This window comes from Microbacterium sp. YJN-G, from assembly GCF_015040615.1.
Lineage (GTDB): Bacteria > Actinomycetota > Actinomycetes > Actinomycetales > Microbacteriaceae > Microbacterium.
In genome coordinates this window covers 1,384,168-1,399,797 of the sequence record NZ_CP060402.1, presented here as the reverse complement: position 1 = coordinate 1,399,797, position 15,630 = coordinate 1,384,168, and the positions used below count along the sequence as shown (strand labels likewise).

Annotated in this window: 12 protein-coding genes; 1 reads left to right on the top strand and 11 read right to left on the bottom strand. The window is 70.5% G+C overall.

Annotation, left to right across the window (positions count from 1 at the left end; translation table 11 throughout):
* Positions 1-24: 24 nt before the first annotated feature.
* From H7694_RS06530 to H7694_RS06495, 8 genes are all read right to left on the bottom strand, one after another.
* On the bottom strand, positions 25-1,290 hold the full coding sequence (locus tag H7694_RS06530; RefSeq protein WP_193598715.1) for an alpha-L-fucosidase: 1,266 nt from the start codon (positions 1,288-1,290) through the stop codon (positions 25-27).
* Positions 1,291-1,382: 92 nt separating this feature from the next.
* Positions 1,383-2,459 (bottom strand): ketol-acid reductoisomerase, encoded by a 1,077-nt coding sequence (gene ilvC / locus H7694_RS06525; protein ID WP_227468375.1) that lies wholly within the window; start codon positions 2,457-2,459, stop codon positions 1,383-1,385.
* 124 nt (positions 2,460-2,583) lie between these two features.
* Positions 2,584-3,093 carry an acetolactate synthase small subunit gene (gene ilvN, locus H7694_RS06520; RefSeq protein WP_193598713.1) on the bottom strand — a complete coding sequence of 170 codons (510 nt, stop codon included), beginning with the start codon at positions 3,091-3,093 and terminating at the stop codon, positions 2,584-2,586.
* A gap of 3 nt (positions 3,094-3,096) precedes the next feature.
* Complete coding sequence (locus H7694_RS06515; protein ID WP_193598712.1) at positions 3,097-4,902, bottom strand: acetolactate synthase large subunit; 1,806 nt, start codon at positions 4,900-4,902, stop codon at positions 3,097-3,099.
* Between the two features lie 62 nt (positions 4,903-4,964).
* Entirely contained in the window at positions 4,965-6,698 is a 1,734-nt protein-coding gene (gene ilvD / locus H7694_RS06510; RefSeq protein ID WP_193598711.1) for a dihydroxy-acid dehydratase, read from the bottom strand.
* 9 nt (positions 6,699-6,707) lie between these two features.
* The gene (gene otsB / locus H7694_RS06505) at positions 6,708-7,505 is read right to left on the bottom strand and encodes a trehalose-phosphatase (protein WP_193598710.1); all 798 of its coding nucleotides are present in this window, start codon (positions 7,503-7,505) and stop codon (positions 6,708-6,710) included.
* Positions 7,502-8,923, bottom strand: a complete 1,422-nt coding sequence (locus H7694_RS06500; protein ID WP_193598709.1) for an alpha,alpha-trehalose-phosphate synthase (UDP-forming) — start codon at positions 8,921-8,923, stop codon at positions 7,502-7,504. The genes otsB and H7694_RS06500 overlap by 4 nt, the downstream gene beginning before the upstream one ends.
* Positions 8,924-8,969: 46 nt before the next feature.
* Positions 8,970-10,193, bottom strand: coding sequence for an MFS transporter (locus H7694_RS06495; RefSeq protein ID WP_193598708.1), 1,224 nt, complete (start codon positions 10,191-10,193; stop codon positions 8,970-8,972).
* A 199-nt stretch (positions 10,194-10,392) separates the two neighbouring features.
* Between H7694_RS06495 and H7694_RS06490 the strand changes: the two genes are divergently transcribed.
* Entirely contained in the window at positions 10,393-13,059 is a 2,667-nt protein-coding gene (locus tag H7694_RS06490; protein ID WP_193598707.1) for an AMP-binding protein, read from the top strand.
* On the opposite strand, the gene H7694_RS06485 is transcribed toward H7694_RS06490, so the two are convergent.
* From H7694_RS06485 to H7694_RS17855, 3 genes are read right to left on the bottom strand one after another with little or no spacing between them, the layout of a single operon-like run.
* Positions 12,992-14,062 carry an ABC transporter ATP-binding protein gene (locus H7694_RS06485; protein ID WP_193598706.1) on the bottom strand — a complete coding sequence of 357 codons (1,071 nt, stop codon included), beginning with the start codon at positions 14,060-14,062 and terminating at the stop codon, positions 12,992-12,994. The genes H7694_RS06490 and H7694_RS06485 overlap by 68 nt on opposite strands.
* Positions 14,059-15,525, bottom strand: coding sequence for an ABC transporter permease (locus tag H7694_RS06480; protein WP_227468374.1), 1,467 nt, complete (start codon positions 15,523-15,525; stop codon positions 14,059-14,061). Before H7694_RS06480 ends, H7694_RS06485 begins: the two co-directional genes overlap by 4 nt.
* Positions 15,507-15,584, bottom strand: a complete 78-nt coding sequence (locus tag H7694_RS17855; RefSeq protein ID WP_227468373.1) for a hypothetical protein — start codon at positions 15,582-15,584, stop codon at positions 15,507-15,509. Before H7694_RS17855 ends, H7694_RS06480 begins: the two co-directional genes overlap by 19 nt.
* Positions 15,585-15,630 lie beyond the last annotated feature (46 nt).

Sequence of the window (15,630 nt, the reverse complement as noted above, 5' to 3'; positions counted from 1 at the left end):
CCCGGCTGCAACGGCGTCCGTCTGCTACTCCCCCGTCAGGGTGAGTTCGATCACCGGCATGAGCACGTCGGGACGGCGCACGGGAAGGTGGACGGTCAGCGTGCCCTCGGCCTCGCCCGCCGGCGTCATGTGCGTCGCCTGCTGACCGGGGTCGATCACCGAGGTCTTCAGCCACGAGCCGTCGTCGAGCAGGCGCGCGAACGAGACCTTCCCCGCGAGGTCGGGCAGGTGCACGAATCCGAGCGGCCAGCTGAACAGGTGCAGGTACAGCCGGTCGCCGCGGCGGGTGTAGACGCCCTCGCGCGGCGGCGTGAACTCCGCATGACCCGCACCCACGATCGCGTTGCGGTGCAGCCGCATCCACTCCCCGATCTCACCGAGCGTCCGCGCGTCGCGCGGGGCGATCGCGCCGCGTCCGTCGGGGCCGATGTTCAGCAGCATGTTGCCGTCCATCGACACCGAGTCGGCGAGCATCTGCACGAGCAGGGTCGACGACTTCTGATCGGTGTTGTCGCGGTGGTAGCCCCATGAGCCGTTGAGCGTCTGGCAGGCCTCCCACACCTGCGGCTCGCCGTCCACGGTCAGCGGCGAGGTGGGCTGATACTGCTCGGGCGTCACAAAGTCGGCCGGGATGCCGAGGCGGTCGTTGACGAGCATGTTCGGCTGAAGCTCGCGGCACATCGCCAGCATCCGCTCGGCATCCCACACCTCGGGGCCCTTGCCCGCCCAGCCGTCGCGGCTCTCGGGATAGGTGAAGTCGAAGAACAGGTAGTCGATCTCGCCGTAGCCGGTGAGCAGCTCGCGCACCTGCCCGTGCAGGTACTCGCGGTAGCGACTCAGATCCCGCCCCTCGTTGAGCGCGGCGGCGTTCTCATCGTCGCGCCGCGGGTGGTTCCAGTCGACCGTGAAGTCGGGATGATGCCAGTCGATGACGGAGTGGTACAGGCCGACCTTCAGCCCCTCGGCGCGCACCGCCTCGACGAACTCGCGCACCAGATCGCGGCTCGAGGTGGTCTGCGACGAGAAATCGGTGAGGGCGGACTCGAACAGGCAGAAGCCGTCGTGGTGCTTGGTGGTGAGCACCACGTAGCCCATGCCGGCCTCCCTGGCCGTGCGAGCGAGAGCCCTGGCGTCGAACAGGTCGGGGTCGAAGTGCTCGAAATACGGGCGGTACTCCTCATCGGTGAGGCGCTCGTAGCTCTGCACCCACTCGTGGCGCGCCGCCACGCTGTAGATGCCGAAGTGCACGAACATTCCGAAACGGGCGTCATCGAACCATTGCTGTCGCATTGCACCATCCTGGCACAGACATCGGATGTCTCGTGCGCCCGACACGAAGAAGGGGCACCCCGTACGGGATGCCCCTTCTGATCGAACCGATGTCAGCGCGCGGCGCTGCCCTCGACGTAGTCCTCGTCCTGCGACTTCCAGGCGAACAGCGAGCGCAGCTCCTTGCCGGTCACCTCGATGGGGTGACCCTGCTCCTTCTCGCGCAGCGCCAGGAACTCCTGGGCGCCGTTGTCCTGGTCGTCGATGAAGCGCTTGGCGAAAGCACCCGACTGGATGTCGGCGAGAACGCCCTGCATGCGCTCCTTGACTCCGGCGTCGATGACGCGCGGACCCGAGACGTAGTCGCCGAACTCGGCGGTGTCCGAGATCGACCAGCGCTGCTTGGCGATGCCGCCCTCCCACATCAGGTCGACGATGAGCTTGAGCTCGTGCAGCACCTCGAAGTACGCGATCTGCGGCTGGTAGCCCGCCTCGACGAGCGTCTCGAAACCGGCCTGCACCAGGTGGCTCATGCCACCGCAGAGCACGGCCTGCTCGCCGAACAGGTCGGTCTCGGTCTCTTCGGTGAAGGTCGTCTTGATGACGCCGGCACGGGTGCCGCCGATGGCCTTGGCGTACGACAGCGCCAGCGCCCAGGCGCCACCGGTCGCGTCGCGCTCGACGGCGATGATGTCCGGGATGCCGCGGCCGGCGACGAACTCGCGGCGCACGGTGTGGCCGGGGGCCTTCGGTGCGATGAGGATGACGTCGACGCCCTCGGGAGCGTCGATGTAGCCGAAGCGGATGTTGAAGCCGTGCGCGAACGCGAGCGCCTTGCCCGCGGTCAGGCGGTCCTTGATCGACTCGTTGTAGATGGTGCGCTGATGCTGGTCGGGCGCGAGGATCATGATGACGTCGGCCCACTCGGTGGCGTCGGCGACGTTCTTGACCGGGAACCCGGCCTCCTCGGCCTTGGCAATCGACTTCGAGCCCTCCTTGAGGGCGATGGTGACCTCGACGCCCGAGTCACGCAGGTTCATCGCGTGGGCGTGGCCCTGCGAGCCGTAGCCGACGATCGCGACCTTCTTGCCCTGGATGATCGACAGATCGGCGTCGTCGTCGTAGAAGATCTCGGTGCTCACGTGTGTTTCTCCTTGGTTGTGATTTGCGTTCGCGGGGCCCTTCGACAGGCTCAGGGACCCAGAATCCGTGTGTGGTTGTGCGGGGCCCTTCGACAGGCTCAGGGACCCAGAATCCGTGTGTGGTTGTGCGGGGCCCTTCGACAGGCTCAGGGACCCGGGTTCTTGGGGGGTGTCAGCCGCGCAGGACGCGCTCGGTGATGCTCTTGCCGCCCCGGCCGATGGCGAGCAGGCCCGACTGGGCGAGCTCCTTGATGCCGAAGGGCTCGAGGGCGCGCAGCAGCGCCTGGACCTTGCCCTGGTCGCCGGTGACCTCGATCACCAGGGCGTCCGTGGCGTAGTCCACGACCGATGCGCGGAACAGGTTCACGACCTCGAGCACGTTCGAGCGGGTGTTGTTGTCGGTGCGCACCTTGATGAGCATGTGCTCCCGCTGCACCGACGACGACGGCTCGAGCTCGACGATCTTGATGACGTTGATCAGCTTGTTCAGCTGCTTGGTGACCTGCTCGAGGGGCAGCTCCTCGACGTCGACGACGACGGTGATCCGCGAGATGCCCGGCACCTCGGTCACGCCGACGGCGAGCGACTCGATGTTGAATCCACGACGGGCGAACAGCCCGGCCACGCGGGTCAGCAGACCCGGGGTGTTCTCGACCAGCAGGCTCAGCACATGCGATGCCATGGTTCAGTCCTCCTGATCGAATGCCGGGGCGTGGTCACGCGCGTACTGGACATAGCTGTTGCTGACACCCTGCGGCACCATCGGCCACACCATGGCGTCGGCGCTCACGACGAAGTCGATCACGACGGGCCGGTCGTTGGTCTCGAGTGCCGTCTTGATCGCCGCGTCGACCTCTTCCTCGGTCTCCACCCGCAGGGCGAGGCAGCCGTAGGCCTCGGCGAGCTTGACGAAGTCGGGCACCCGCACCGTGCCGTGGCCGGTGTTCAGGTCGGTGTTCGAGTGACGTCCGTCGTAGAACAGCGTCTGCCACTGGCGCACCATGCCCAGCGACGAGTTGTTGATGATCGCGACCTTGATCGGGATGTTGTTGATGACGCAGGTGGCTAGCTCCTGGTTGGTCATCTGGAAGCATCCGTCGCCGTCGATCGACCAGACGACGCGGTCGGGCTCGGCGACCTTGGCACCCATGGCGGCAGGAACGGAGTAGCCCATGGTGCCGGCGCCGCCGGAGTTGAGCCACGAGTTGGGGCGCTCGTACTTGATGAACTGCGCCGCCCACATCTGGTGCTGACCGACGCCGGCCGCGTAGATGGCCTCGGGGCCGGTCAGCTCGCCGATCCGCTGGATCACGTACTGCGGCGACATCAGGCCGTCCTCGGGCTGCGAGTAGCCGAGCGGGAACTCGGCGCGCAGCCCGTCGAGGTACGACCACCATTCCTCGGTGTCGGGCTTGCCGCCGCCGATCGCGCTGCGGAACGCCGTGTCGAGGTCGACGAGCACGTCGCGCACGTCGCCCACGATCGGCACATCGGCGGTGCGGATCTTGGAGATCTCGGCAGGGTCGATGTCGACGTGCACGACCTTCGCGTTCGGGGCGAACAGCGCGGCCTTGCCCGTGACGCGGTCGTCGAACCGCGCCCCGAGCGAGACGATCAGGTCGGACTCTTGCAGTGCCAGCACTGCAGGCACCGTGCCGTGCATCCCCGGCATCCCGAGGTGCTGCGGGTGCGAATCCGGGAACGCGCCGCGGGCCATCAGCGTGGTGACGACGGGCGCACCCGTCGACTCCGCCAGCACGAGCAGCTGCTCGGATGCACGCCCGCGCACGACGCCGCCGCCGACGTACAGCACCGGCTTCTTCGCCTCGGCGATCAGGTTCGCCGCCGCCTGGATCTGCTTGCCGTGCGCCTTGGTCACCGGACGGTACCCGGGCAGATCGATCTTCGGCGGCCAGGTGAAGGGCACCACGTCCTGCTGGGCATCCTTGGTGATGTCCACCAGCACCGGACCGGGGCGACCGGTCGAGGCGATCTCGAACGCGGCGGCGAGGGCACCGGGGATGTCCTCGGCGCGCTTGACCAGGAAGGAGTGCTTCGTGACCGGCATGGTGATGCCGACGATGTCGGCCTCCTGGAACGCATCCGTTCCCATCAGCGTCGAGAACACCTGACCCGTGATCGCCACGAGCGGCATGGAGTCCATGTACGCGTCGGCGATCGCGGTGACGAGGTTGGTCGCCCCGGGACCGGAGGTCGCGATGCATACGCCGACCCGGCCGGATGCCGCGGCATAGCCCTCGGCCGCGTGACCGGCGCCCTGCTCGTGGCGCACCAGCACGTGGCGCACCCCGGAGGAGTCCATCAGCGGGTCGTACACCGGCATGATCGCCCCGCCCGGGATGCCGAAGACGTCGGTGACGCCCAGCTTCTCGAGCGAGCGGACGACCGCTTCTGCTCCGGAGATCTCGGGGGCCGCCGAGGGCCGCGCGGGCGGCCGTGGCACGGCCGGTGCGGAGTCTGAAGGAGTCATTTCATTCCTTGATGATCGTCGTTGTCGATTCGGCCCGTCGTGAGACAGGCGGTCGCCAGCGCTCAGCCGGTCGTCGCTCCCTCAGCTGCGGAGCGCACGAGACGCGAGTACTTGGCAAGGACGCCACGGGTATAGCGCGGGGGAAGGGGCTCCCAGCCAGAGCGGCGGGAGGTCAGCTCCGCCTCCTCGACGAGTAGCTCGAGGGAGCGAGCCGCGATATCGACCCGTATCAGATCACCATCGCGCACGAAGGCGATCGGACCTGCGTCGACCGCTTCGGGTGCTATGTGGCCGATGCACAGGCCGGTTGTGCCGCCTGAGAATCGTCCGTCCGTCAAGAGTAGTACATCTTTTCCGAGCCCCGCGCCCTTGATGGCGCCGGTGATGGCGAGCATCTCGCGCATGCCGGGGCCGCCCTTGGGGCCCTCGTAGCGGATCACCACGACGTCGCCGGCGTTGATCTCGCCTGCCGCGAGGGCGTCCATGGCGGCGCGCTCGCGCTCGAACACGCGTGCGGGGCCCTCGAAGACGTCGGCGTCGAAGCCGGCCGACTTCACGACCGCACCCTCGGGCGCCATCGAGCCGTGCAGGATCGTGATTCCGCCGGAGGTGTGGATCGGGTTGTCGAAGCTGCGGATGACCTCGCCGTCGATGGGGTCGGGGTTCAGGTCGCGCAGGTTCTCGGCGACGGTCTTGCCGGTCACGGTGAGCGCGTCGCCGTGGATCAGGCCCTCGTCGAGCATGGCCTTCATGATCACCGGGATGCCGCCGTGGCGGTCGACGTCGTTCATGACGTACTGGCCGAACGGCTTCATGTCACCCACGTGCGGGGTGCGGTCGCCGATGCGGTTGAAGTCGTGCAGGCTCAGCTCGACGCCGGCCTCGCGCGCGATGGCGAGCAGGTGCAGCACGACGTTGGTCGAACCGCCGAGCGCCATCGCCAGGGCGATCGCGTTCTCGAACGACTCCTTGGTGAGGATGTCCTTGGTGGTGATGCCCTGACGCAGCAGGTTCACCACGGCCTCGCCCGAGCGGTGCGCGTAGTAGTCGCGGCGGCGGTCTGCCGAGGGCGGCGCGGCCGAGCCCGGCAGGCTGAGGCCCAGCGCCTCGGCGACGGATGCCATGGTGTTGGCGGTGTACATGCCGCCGCACGCGCCCTCACCGGGGGCGAAGGAGCACTCGATGCGCTTGAGGTCCTCTTCGGTCATGCGACCGGCACGACACGCGCCGACGCCCTCGAAGGAGTCGATGATCGTGATCTCCTTCTCGGTGCCGTCCGAGAGCTTCACCCAGCCGGGCGCGATTGAGCCGGCGTAGAGGAAGACGCTCGACAGGCCCAGGCGCGCGCTGGCCATGAGCATGCCGGGGATCGACTTGTCGCAGCCGGCGAGCAGCACGGTGCCGTCGAGGCGCTCGGCCATGATGACCGTCTCGACCGAGTCGGCGATGACCTCGCGCGAGACGAGCGAGAAGTGCATGCCCTCGTGGCCCATCGAGATGCCGTCGGAGACGGAGATGGTGCCGAACTGCAGGGGGTAGCCGCCGCCCGAGTGCACGCCCTCCTTGGCGCCCTGTGCGAGCCGGTCGAGGCTCAGGTTGCACGGGGTGATCTCGTTCCAGCTCGAGGCGATGCCGATCTGGGGCTTGTCCCAGTCCGCATCCCCCATGCCGACGGCACGGAGCATGCCCCGGGAGGTGGTCGCCTCGATGCCGTCGGTGACGACTCGGCTGCGCGGCTTGATGTCGATTTCAGAGGGCGCGCCGGGCGCACCGGAGTGAGCTTCGTGGGAGGACATGACGGAAGTCTATTCCCGACCGGAGCCGCGCTCGTTCGCGATGACGCCCAGGAGCGCGGCGATCTCCTGTGGGGATCCCACACGAAGGGTCGCCGAGGTATCCCCCGCGCCGACCCGGACGCCCAGGTCGCCGGGGCCGAGCACGCCCATCGCATCCTCGTCGGTGACGTCGTCGCCGGCGAAGAGGATGCCGGTCGCGCCGGTGTGCTCGCGCAGTGCCGCGATCGCGGCATCCTTCCCCTCGTCGCGGGAGGAGAATTCCAGGATGCGGTCGCCGGTGCGGCGGCGCCAGCGCGCCGCACGGCGGGCGAGTACCTCGTCGACGGCGGCGAAGGCGGCCCGCTCTACGTCGCGCGCGGCCGGGCGGCCGTGGATGCCGACGCCGAAGGTCTTCCGCTCCAGCTCGACACCCGGGTAGGCGGTCAGCAGCGGCTCGAGCTCCTGGAACAGCGATTCGCGCAGCTCGCGCTCGTGTGCGGCCTCCTGCACATCGGCCTCGCCCTGGCCGGGGTACCAGTACTGCGCGCCGTGCGAGCCGGCGAGGATCACCGAGGAGTCGTCGAGGTGCTCGGCGATCTCGCGCAGGTGCACCAGGCTGCGGCCCGACACGTACGCCACGAAGGTCGACGGCATTGCGGTGAGCCGTGCGACGGCGTCGGCGATCTCGGGCAGCGCCCGCGCGCTCATCGGCTCGGGGACGAGCGGGGCCGCCGTCCCGTCGAAGTCGAGCGCGATCAGCAGCACGGGTGTGCGTGCGATCGCGGTGATGGCCGGATCGGTGGTTCCGGGTGTCCAGTCGCGGGTCATGCTTTCCCCTCGGTGGTGCGGCGGTGGTGGGCGGCGTGCTCGAGTGCTCTGAGGAAGGACTGCGACCACGCCGTGACGTCGTGCTCGAGTACGCGCTTGCGCAATGACCGCATCCGTCTGGCCTGCTCGGCGCGCGGCATCTCGATCGCAGCGACGATGGCGTCCTTGACGCCCTCGATGTCGTGCGGATTGACGCGCACGGCCTGGCGCAGCTCGTCGGCAGCACCGGTGAACTCGCTGAGGACGAGCACGCCGCGGTTGTCGGCCCGGGTGGCGACGTACTCCTTGGCGACGAGGTTCATGCCGTCGCGCAGCGCCGTGACGAGCATCACGTCGGCGGCCAGGTACATCGCGACCATCTCCTCGCGCGGGAACCCCTGATGCAGGTAGCGGATCGCGGTGTGGCCGAGCGTGTCGTGGTCGCCGTTGATGCGGCCGATCGCGAGCTCGACCTCGTCGCGCAGCTGCATGTACGCGTCCACCCGCTCGCGACTCGGGCTCGCGACCTGCACGAAGGCGACGTCCTCGACCGAGATCCGGCCCTGGTCGAGCAGTTCACCGTACGCCTTGATGCGGTGCCTGATGCCCTTGGTGTAGTCGAGCCGGTCGACGCCGAGGAGGATGTGCCTGGGGTTGCCGAGCCCCTCGCGGATCTCGACGGCGCGGGCGCGGATGTCGGGGCGCTGCGCGAGCTCGCGGTACGGGGTGGTGTCGATCGAGATGGGAAACGCCTTCACGATCGTGCGGTGGCCGCCCGGCAGCGTGATCGAGCTCGCCTTGACTTCGCCGTCCAGCCGCCGCTTGGCGGCGGCGAGGAAGTTCGCGGCATCCTGTGCGCGCTGGAAGCCGATCACGTCGGCGCCGAGCAGGCCGCGCAGCACCTGGTCGCGCCAGGGCAGCTGCGCGTACAGCCCGTGGGCGGGGAACGGGATGTGGTGGAAGTAGCCGATCGTGACGTCGGGCCGCAGGCTGCGCACCATCTCGGGCACGAGCTGCAGCTGGTAGTCGTGCACCCACACCGTGCCGCCCTCGGCGACGGCCTCGGCGGCGGCCTCGGCGAAGCGCAGGTTCACGGAGACGTAGGCCTCCCACCACTCGCGGTGGTACTGCGGCGGGGCGATCACGTCGTGGTACAGCGGCCAGATCGTGTCGTTCGAGAAGCCCTCGTAGTAGTCCTCGATGTCGCGCTCGCTGAGCGCGACCGGGATGAGGCGGATGCCGTCGGCGTCGAAGGGCTCGAGCTCGAGGTCGGGCATGCCCGGCCAGCCGACCCAGGCTCCGTCGACGGCGTGCATCATCGGCTCGAGTGCGGCCACGAGGCCGCCCGGCGAGGTGCGCCAGATCTCCTCGCCGTCGGCGGTCACCACCCTGTCGACGGGAAGGCGATTCGCGACCACGACGAACTGTGCGGCGACCATGGGACTCCTCTGCTCGGTCCTCCCAGGCTACCCAGGCCCGCGCGGGTCAGGAGCGGGATGTCGCAAGCAGGCGGTTCGCGATGCCCGAGCCGACCACGATCGCGGAGGCGACGAGCGGCAACAGCAGGGCGGCCGCGGTGCCGGTGCTCTCGGCGAGTCCGCCGGTGATCGCCGAGGCCGCGGCCTGCCCCACGATCACGGCCGAGCCGAGCATGGTCATGACCGTGGCCGAGCGTCCCAGCGGGCTGCGTGCGGCGCCGAGGCTGTACAGCGTGACCAGGGTCGGCCCCACGCCGATGCCGAGAAGGGCGAGGGCGATCGTCATCATCCCCACCGAGGATGCCGTGGCCACGAGCGCCGATCCGGCCAGCAGGATGCTGCCGAAGACGAGCCAGCGTGCGTGCAGGGTGAACCGTGGAGGCAGCCAGGCCACTCCCAGCGCGAGGATCGCCGAACCGATGCCCATGACGCCGTACAGGAGCCCTGCCTGCTCGGCCGCACCCCGGTCTGCCATGAACGAGGTGAGCGCGGTGAGGGTCGCCCCGAAGAACAGCCCGACGCCGAGGATGCCGAGCACGACGACGATCAGGCTGGGGCGGAACAGCTCCGAGACGGCGGACGGCGCCGCTCCCCCGGCACCGCGCGTCGCGGACACGTGCCGGCCGGTGGGGTGCAGGGCGAAGGCGCCCACGAAGATCAGGGTGAGTGCTGCGGCGATCACGATCGGCGCCCACGGCGCGATGAGCGAGGCGAGCGCGCCGACGAGGAACGGGCCGAAGACGAAGACGGTCTCGTCGGCGGCGGACTCGTACGACATGGTCGCCGAGGTGGTGCGGATGCGGCGCTCACGCGGCATCCGCTCGTCGATGATGGTGACCAGCCGGGAACGCGACATCGGCGCGACCTGGGGTGCGGTGGCACCGATCGCGAGTGCGGTGAGCAGGATCAGGCTCTCCGGAAGCGGGCTGTAGACCACCGCCGCGAAGGCGGCGAGCATGACGGAGTTCAGCACCGCGGCGGCGACGAGCACGGGTCGCTGGCCGTACCGGTCGGCCGCCGCTCCGAGGAAGGGGCCGATCAGCGCGGTGCCCACGCCGACCGCGGCCGAGGTGATGCCGCCGAGGGAGAGCGAACCGCGCACGGTGACGACGATCGTCAGCACGCCGACGACCATCATCGCGAAGGGCAGACGCGCGATGAACGCGATGACGAAGTAGGGCAGGCCGGCGAGACGCAGCAGGCTCGGCGACGACGTGGTGGTCTGTGTCATGGCTCTCGGGCGTCGCGAGCGGAGTGCTGCGACGCCGGGTCGGGTGCCGCCGCTGTCCGCCGGGATGCCGGCGGCCGGTAGATACACAGTGGAAGCACGCCGGCCTGGGCCGGCGGTCATCATCATTCTAGCGTCATGCCCTCGTTTCGGGCTCTCAGGATAGGTTAGGCTCACCTTGCTGAACCGGAAGCGAGGACCCGTGCTCCCTCTCCCCACCGCTCCCGCCGCGGACCTGCTCCGCGGCGACCCCGCCGCCATCGCCCTGTGGACCGACGACGGGCCGATCAGCTATGCGGATCTCGGCCGTCGCGCCGACGCGATCCGGCTCGAGCTGGGTGAGACCAGGCGGCTGGTGATGCTCGAGGCGGGCAACACCAGCGCGAGCATCGCGGCGTATGCGGGTGCCCTCGCCGGCGGGCATCCGGTGCTGCTCGCCCCCGGCGGCGATGACACGGCATCCGCGTCGACCCGGGCGACGCTGCGGGAACGATTCGACCCCGACGCGATCCTCGCCGACGGCGTCGTGCGTCCCGTCCGCGAGGGCACGATCCACGAGCTGCACGACGATCTGGCGCTGCTGATGAGCACCTCGGGCTCGACCGGCTCACCCAAGCTGGTGCGCATCTCGGCCGCATCGCTGCTGGCCAACGCCGAGGCGATCGTCGAGTACCTGCGCATCACTCCCGGCGACCGCGCGATCACCTCGCTGCCGATGCACTACTGCTACGGCCTCTCGGTCATCAACAGCCACCTGCTCGCCGGCGCGGGCCTCGTGCTCACCGACCGCTCGGTGTCGGACGAGGCGTTCTGGCTCCGCGCCGCCGAGACGGGGGTCACGGGCATCGCCGGGGTCCCGTACACCTTCGACCTGCTCGACGCGGTCGGCGGGGTGGATCGGCTGCCCGACGGCATCCGCTATCTGACGCAGGCCGGCGGCCGGCTGCCGGCCGACCGGGTGCGGGCGCTGGCGGCGGCCGGACGCGAGCGCGGGTTCGAGTTCATCACGATGTACGGCCAGACCGAGGCCACGGCCCGCATGTCGTACCTGCCGCCGGAGGATGCCATCAGCGGCGCCGGGTCCATCGGGCGCGCGATCCCCGGGGGCTCGTTCCGCATCGATGCGGTCGACGGCTCGGATGCCGGGGAGCTGGTGTACTCGGGGCCGAACGTCATGCTCGGCTATGCGGAGTCGCCGGCGGACCTCGCTCTCGGTCGCACCGTCGACGAGCTGCGCACCGGCGATCTGGCGCGCTGGCGCGACGACGGCTACGTCGAGATCGTCGGGCGGATGAACCGCTTCGTGAAGATCTTCGGGCTGCGCATCGACCTCGACCGGGTGCAGGCCCTTCTCGGGCAGGACGGCATCGCCGCGCGCACCGCCGCCGACGGCGAGGAGCTGCTCGTCTTCGTCCACGACGGGCGGGATGCCGCTGCGGCGAACCGGGTGGTCTCGGCGCGGCTCGGGCTGCCTGCATCCGCCGTCACCGTGCACATCGTCGACGCGTTCCCCGTCACCTCCTCGGGCAAACCGGACAACGCCGCGCTGCTGGCCCACCACCGCGCGGTCACCGCGCTGCAGACCGGCGCTGAGCCGGCGGATGCCGGCGGCGCCACCGCCGAGCAGGTCCGCACGGTGCTCGGGGTCTGCACCGGGCGACCGGATGCCGCCGAGTCGGACAGCTTCTCCACCCTGGGCGGCGACTCGCTGAGCTACGTGGAGGCATCCGTGCGGCTCGAGGAACTGATCGGACCGCTCCCCCGCGACTGGCCGTCGCTGACCGCCGTCGAGCTCGCGGGCCTGGTGGCACCCTCGTCGCCCGCGGCATCCGCGAGGTCCGCGGACGCGGATGATGCCGCTCCACGCCGCCGGCGCGCCGGTGCCGGGCGGCTGCGCAACCTGCCCGCCCTCGAGACGCCGGTGCTGCTGCGGGCGATCGCGATCGTGCTGATCGTCGGCACGCACGCCGACCTGTTCCTGGGTGAGGACTTCTCGCTCAAGGGCGGTGCGCATCTGCTGCTCATCGTCGCCGGCTACAACCTCGCCCGCTTCGCGCTCTCGCCCGCCCCCGGCTCCCGGTCTCGGCGACTGCTCGCCGCGGCGGCGCAGGTCGTCATCCCGGCGGTGCTGTGGATCGGTGCGGTCGCGCTGATCAGCGGCAAGTACGCCCTGCCGACCGTGCTGCTGGTCAACGGTGCGATGCCCTCGGACGGGCTGTGGAGCGAGCAGTGGCAGTTCTGGTTCCTCGAGGCGATGGTGTGGACGATGCTGCCGCTGGTCGCCCTGTTCGCCTCGGCCCGCATCGACCGGATCGAGCGCGCCGCGCCGTGGGCGTTCGCGCTGGGCGCGCTGGCGGTGACCGTCGCCGTCCGTCTCACACTGCTGGGGGCGTCGCCGGCCGAGCACGTCGAGCGCTACGCCGTGCCGACGGTGCTGTGGTGCATCGCCCTGGGCTGGGTGATCGCCCGCGCCGACAGCATCCGCCGGCGGGTCGTCGCCTCGGTGCTGGCCGTGGTCCTCGTCCCCGGATTCTTCGGCGATCCGCTGCGCGAGGGCATCATCGCCGCAGGGGTCCTGCTGCTGATCTGGGTCGCCGCCGTGCGCGTGCCCGGCTGGCTGCGGCCGCCGATCACGCTCATCGCGCAGGCGTCGCTGTTCATCTACCTGACCCACTGGGTGGTGTACCCGCCGTTCGAGCGCACGGCACCGCTGGTGGGAACCCTGCTGTCACTGATCGTCGGGATCGCGGCGTGGGCGATCCACCGGCGGATCTCGCGACTGCTGAGCGGGTCTGCGGCGCTCAGTGGCGCTGCAGCGCGTCGTCGGATGCCGGATACAGCACGACCCCGCCTGCGATCCGGAGACTGACGGCGTCGCCGTCGATCGTCACCGCGGCGCGGTGGGTGGGCACCTGGATCCACACCCGCACGCCCTCGGCGCCGTGGATGTCGACGCGCAGCTCGGTGCGGGCGCCGATCGCGCGGCGTGCGGTGATCGTCGCCTGACCGGCGGCGTCCCCGTCGGCGACAATCTCGAGCTGGCTGGGGCGGAACATCGCGGCGACCTCGGCCGCCCCTCCCGACAGGTCGTGCCGCACGCCTGCCGGCCCGAGCGCGCACACGATCGCATCCTCGTCGAGCCGCCGCGCCGGCAGGTGCACGGCTGCGCCCAGGAACTCGGCGGTCGCCCGGTCGGAGGGCGCGTCGAACACCGTCGCCGGCTCGCCGTGCTGGGCCAGTCCGCCCGCGCCGACGACGCCGATGAGGTCGCCGAACGACAGTGCCTCATCCTGATCGTGCGTGACCAGCACCGTCGTCACCTCGGTGCGCTCCAGGATCTCGATGGTCGCCTCGCGGGTCTGCATGCGCAGTGCGGTGTCGAGGGCGCTGAACGGTTCGTCGAGCAGCAGCACCTTCGGCGCCGGGGCGAGCGCGCGCGCCAGCGCGACGCGCTGCTGCTGCCCGCCGGAGAGCTCGTGCGGGGCCCGGTCGGCGAGTTCGGGAGCCAGCGAGGTCAGCGCCATCATCTCGCGCACACGGGCGGCACGGTGCGGGCCGCGGGGCAGCCCGAAGCCGATGTTGCGCGCGACGCTCAGGTGCGGGAAGAGCGCCCCGTCCTGCGGCACGTAGCCGATGCCGCGACGGTGCGCGGGGACCAGTACGCGGTCGTCGGCCAGGGTGGTCCCGTCGAGGACGATGCTCCCCGAATCGGGGCGGTCGAAGCCCGCGATCAGCCGCAGCAGCGTGCTCTTGCCGCTGCCTGAGGCCCCCACCAGGGCCATCCGCGACCCGGTCGGCACCTCGAACGTGACGCCGTCGAGCACCGGTTCCGCACCGAACGAGCGCCGGATGCCGTTGAGCTGGAGTGTCATGCGCTGCCTCTCGACGTCGCTTCCGTGAACATCAGGTGCACCGCAGGCACCGAGATCACGATCAGTGTGAGTGCGTAAGGGGCGGCGGCGATGTAGTCGATGGCGGATGCCGCCGACCAGAACCCGGTCGCGATGGTCTCGGTGCCGATCGGGGCCAGCAGCAGCGTCGCGGTGAGCTCGTTGGCGGCGCCCAGGGCGACCAGGGCCGCTCCGCTCGCGACGGCGGGGGCGAGCAGCGGCGCGGTGACACGCAGCCGCGCGAGCATCGGAGGCGTCCCGAGCGAGCGCGCGGCCTCCTCCCATTCGGGCGGGATCTGCGCCAGGCCGGCACGGAGCGGCACGAGGATGCGCGGCAGGAACAGGATCACGTAGGCCGCTATCGCCGTCGCGGCGGTCTGGTACAGGCCCGGCGCGGCCTGCAGTGCGACACCGACCAGGGCGAGTGCGACGATGATCGCCGGCAGGCTGCCTGCGAGGTAGAAGCCGCCCTCCAGCATCATGCTGAGTCTGCGGCGGTGCCGCACGGCCAGCCACGCGACCGGCAGCGCGACGGCCGCGCAGGCGAGTGCGGCGCCGACGGCGAGCAGCACTGTCTGCACGGCGGCCGGTGTCACGGCGGCCCAGTCGCCGGCATCCGTGCGCAGCCCCCAGCGCAGCACCGACGACAGCGGCACGATCAGCGCCGCGCAGATGAACGCCAGCAGCCCGATCACGGCGGGAACGGCCCAGGGTCCGAGCGCCGCCCGGGTGGCCGGGCGGTTCGCGGCGGTGCGCGACAGGCGGGCGCCGCCGCGCATCCGCGTCTCGGCGAGCACGAGCACCAGGCAGAGCCCGGTCAGCACGATGCCGAGCGCGGCGGCGTTCGCTCCGCCGAAGTTCGACTGGTAGGCCACCATGATCGCCGTCGTGAAGGTGTCGAACTGCAGGAAGGCGAAGGCGCCGTACTCGGCAAGCAGATGCAGACCCACCACCAGCCCGCCGCCGAGCGCCGCGAGGCGCAGCTGAGGGAGCACGACCCGCAGGAACACCCGCCAGGGGCCGAGTCCCAGCGACCGGGCCGACTCCTCGAGGGCGGGATCCAGACCGCGCAGCGCCGCCACGGCCGGCAGGTACACCAGCGGCGAGTAGGCGCACGCCGAGATGAGCACGGCCCCGCCCAGCCCGTCGAGCCCCGGGGCGACCGTGGCCCAGCCGTAGCTCATCACGAACGCCGGCACGGCCAGCGGCGCGGCCAGCGCCACGGCGAAGACGCGGCGCAGGGGCATCACGGTGCGCTCGACCAGCCAGGCACCGCCGATGCCGATGACGAGGGCGGCGCCGATCCCCAGCACGACCAGCAGCACCGTGTTGACGGTGAGCTCCGCGACACGCGGGCGCAGCAGCAGCTGTGCCAGCCGCGCAGCGCCGGTCTGCGCACTGGAGATGACGACGTAGCCGACCGGGATCAGCGCGAACGCCGCCATCGCCGCCACCGCGGCGGCGAGCATCCACGGGTATCGTCGCGCACCCGGCCGTGGCGCACGACCACGGGGGGCGCGCGCCGGGGTCGTGTGCCCCGGGTCTGTGCG

What these genes read in the sequence shown, in the direction of transcription:
- H7694_RS06485 (WP_193598706.1), bottom strand. Translation starts at nt 14,062, where the DNA reads ATGACACTCCAGCTCAACGGCATCCGGCGCTCGTTCGGTGCGGAACCG.
- H7694_RS06495 (WP_193598708.1), bottom strand. Translation starts at nt 10,193, where the DNA reads ATGACACAGACCACCACGTCGTCGCCGAGCCTGCTGCGTCTCGCCGGC.
- ilvN (WP_193598713.1), bottom strand. Translation starts at nt 3,093, where the DNA reads ATGGCATCGCATGTGCTGAGCCTGCTGGTCGAGAACACCCCGGGTCTG.
- ilvD (WP_193598711.1), bottom strand. Translation starts at nt 6,698, where the DNA reads ATGTCCTCCCACGAAGCTCACTCCGGTGCGCCCGGCGCGCCCTCTGAA.
- H7694_RS06500 (WP_193598709.1), bottom strand. Translation starts at nt 8,923, where the DNA reads ATGGTCGCCGCACAGTTCGTCGTGGTCGCGAATCGCCTTCCCGTCGAC.
- H7694_RS06515 (WP_193598712.1), bottom strand. Translation starts at nt 4,902, where the DNA reads ATGACTCCTTCAGACTCCGCACCGGCCGTGCCACGGCCGCCCGCGCGG.
- otsB (WP_193598710.1), bottom strand. Translation starts at nt 7,505, where the DNA reads ATGACCCGCGACTGGACACCCGGAACCACCGATCCGGCCATCACCGCG.
- H7694_RS06480 (WP_227468374.1), bottom strand. Translation starts at nt 15,525, where the DNA reads ATGGCGGCGTTCGCGCTGATCCCGGTCGGCTACGTCGTCATCTCCAGT.
- H7694_RS06530 (WP_193598715.1), bottom strand. Translation starts at nt 1,290, where the DNA reads ATGCGACAGCAATGGTTCGATGACGCCCGTTTCGGAATGTTCGTGCAC.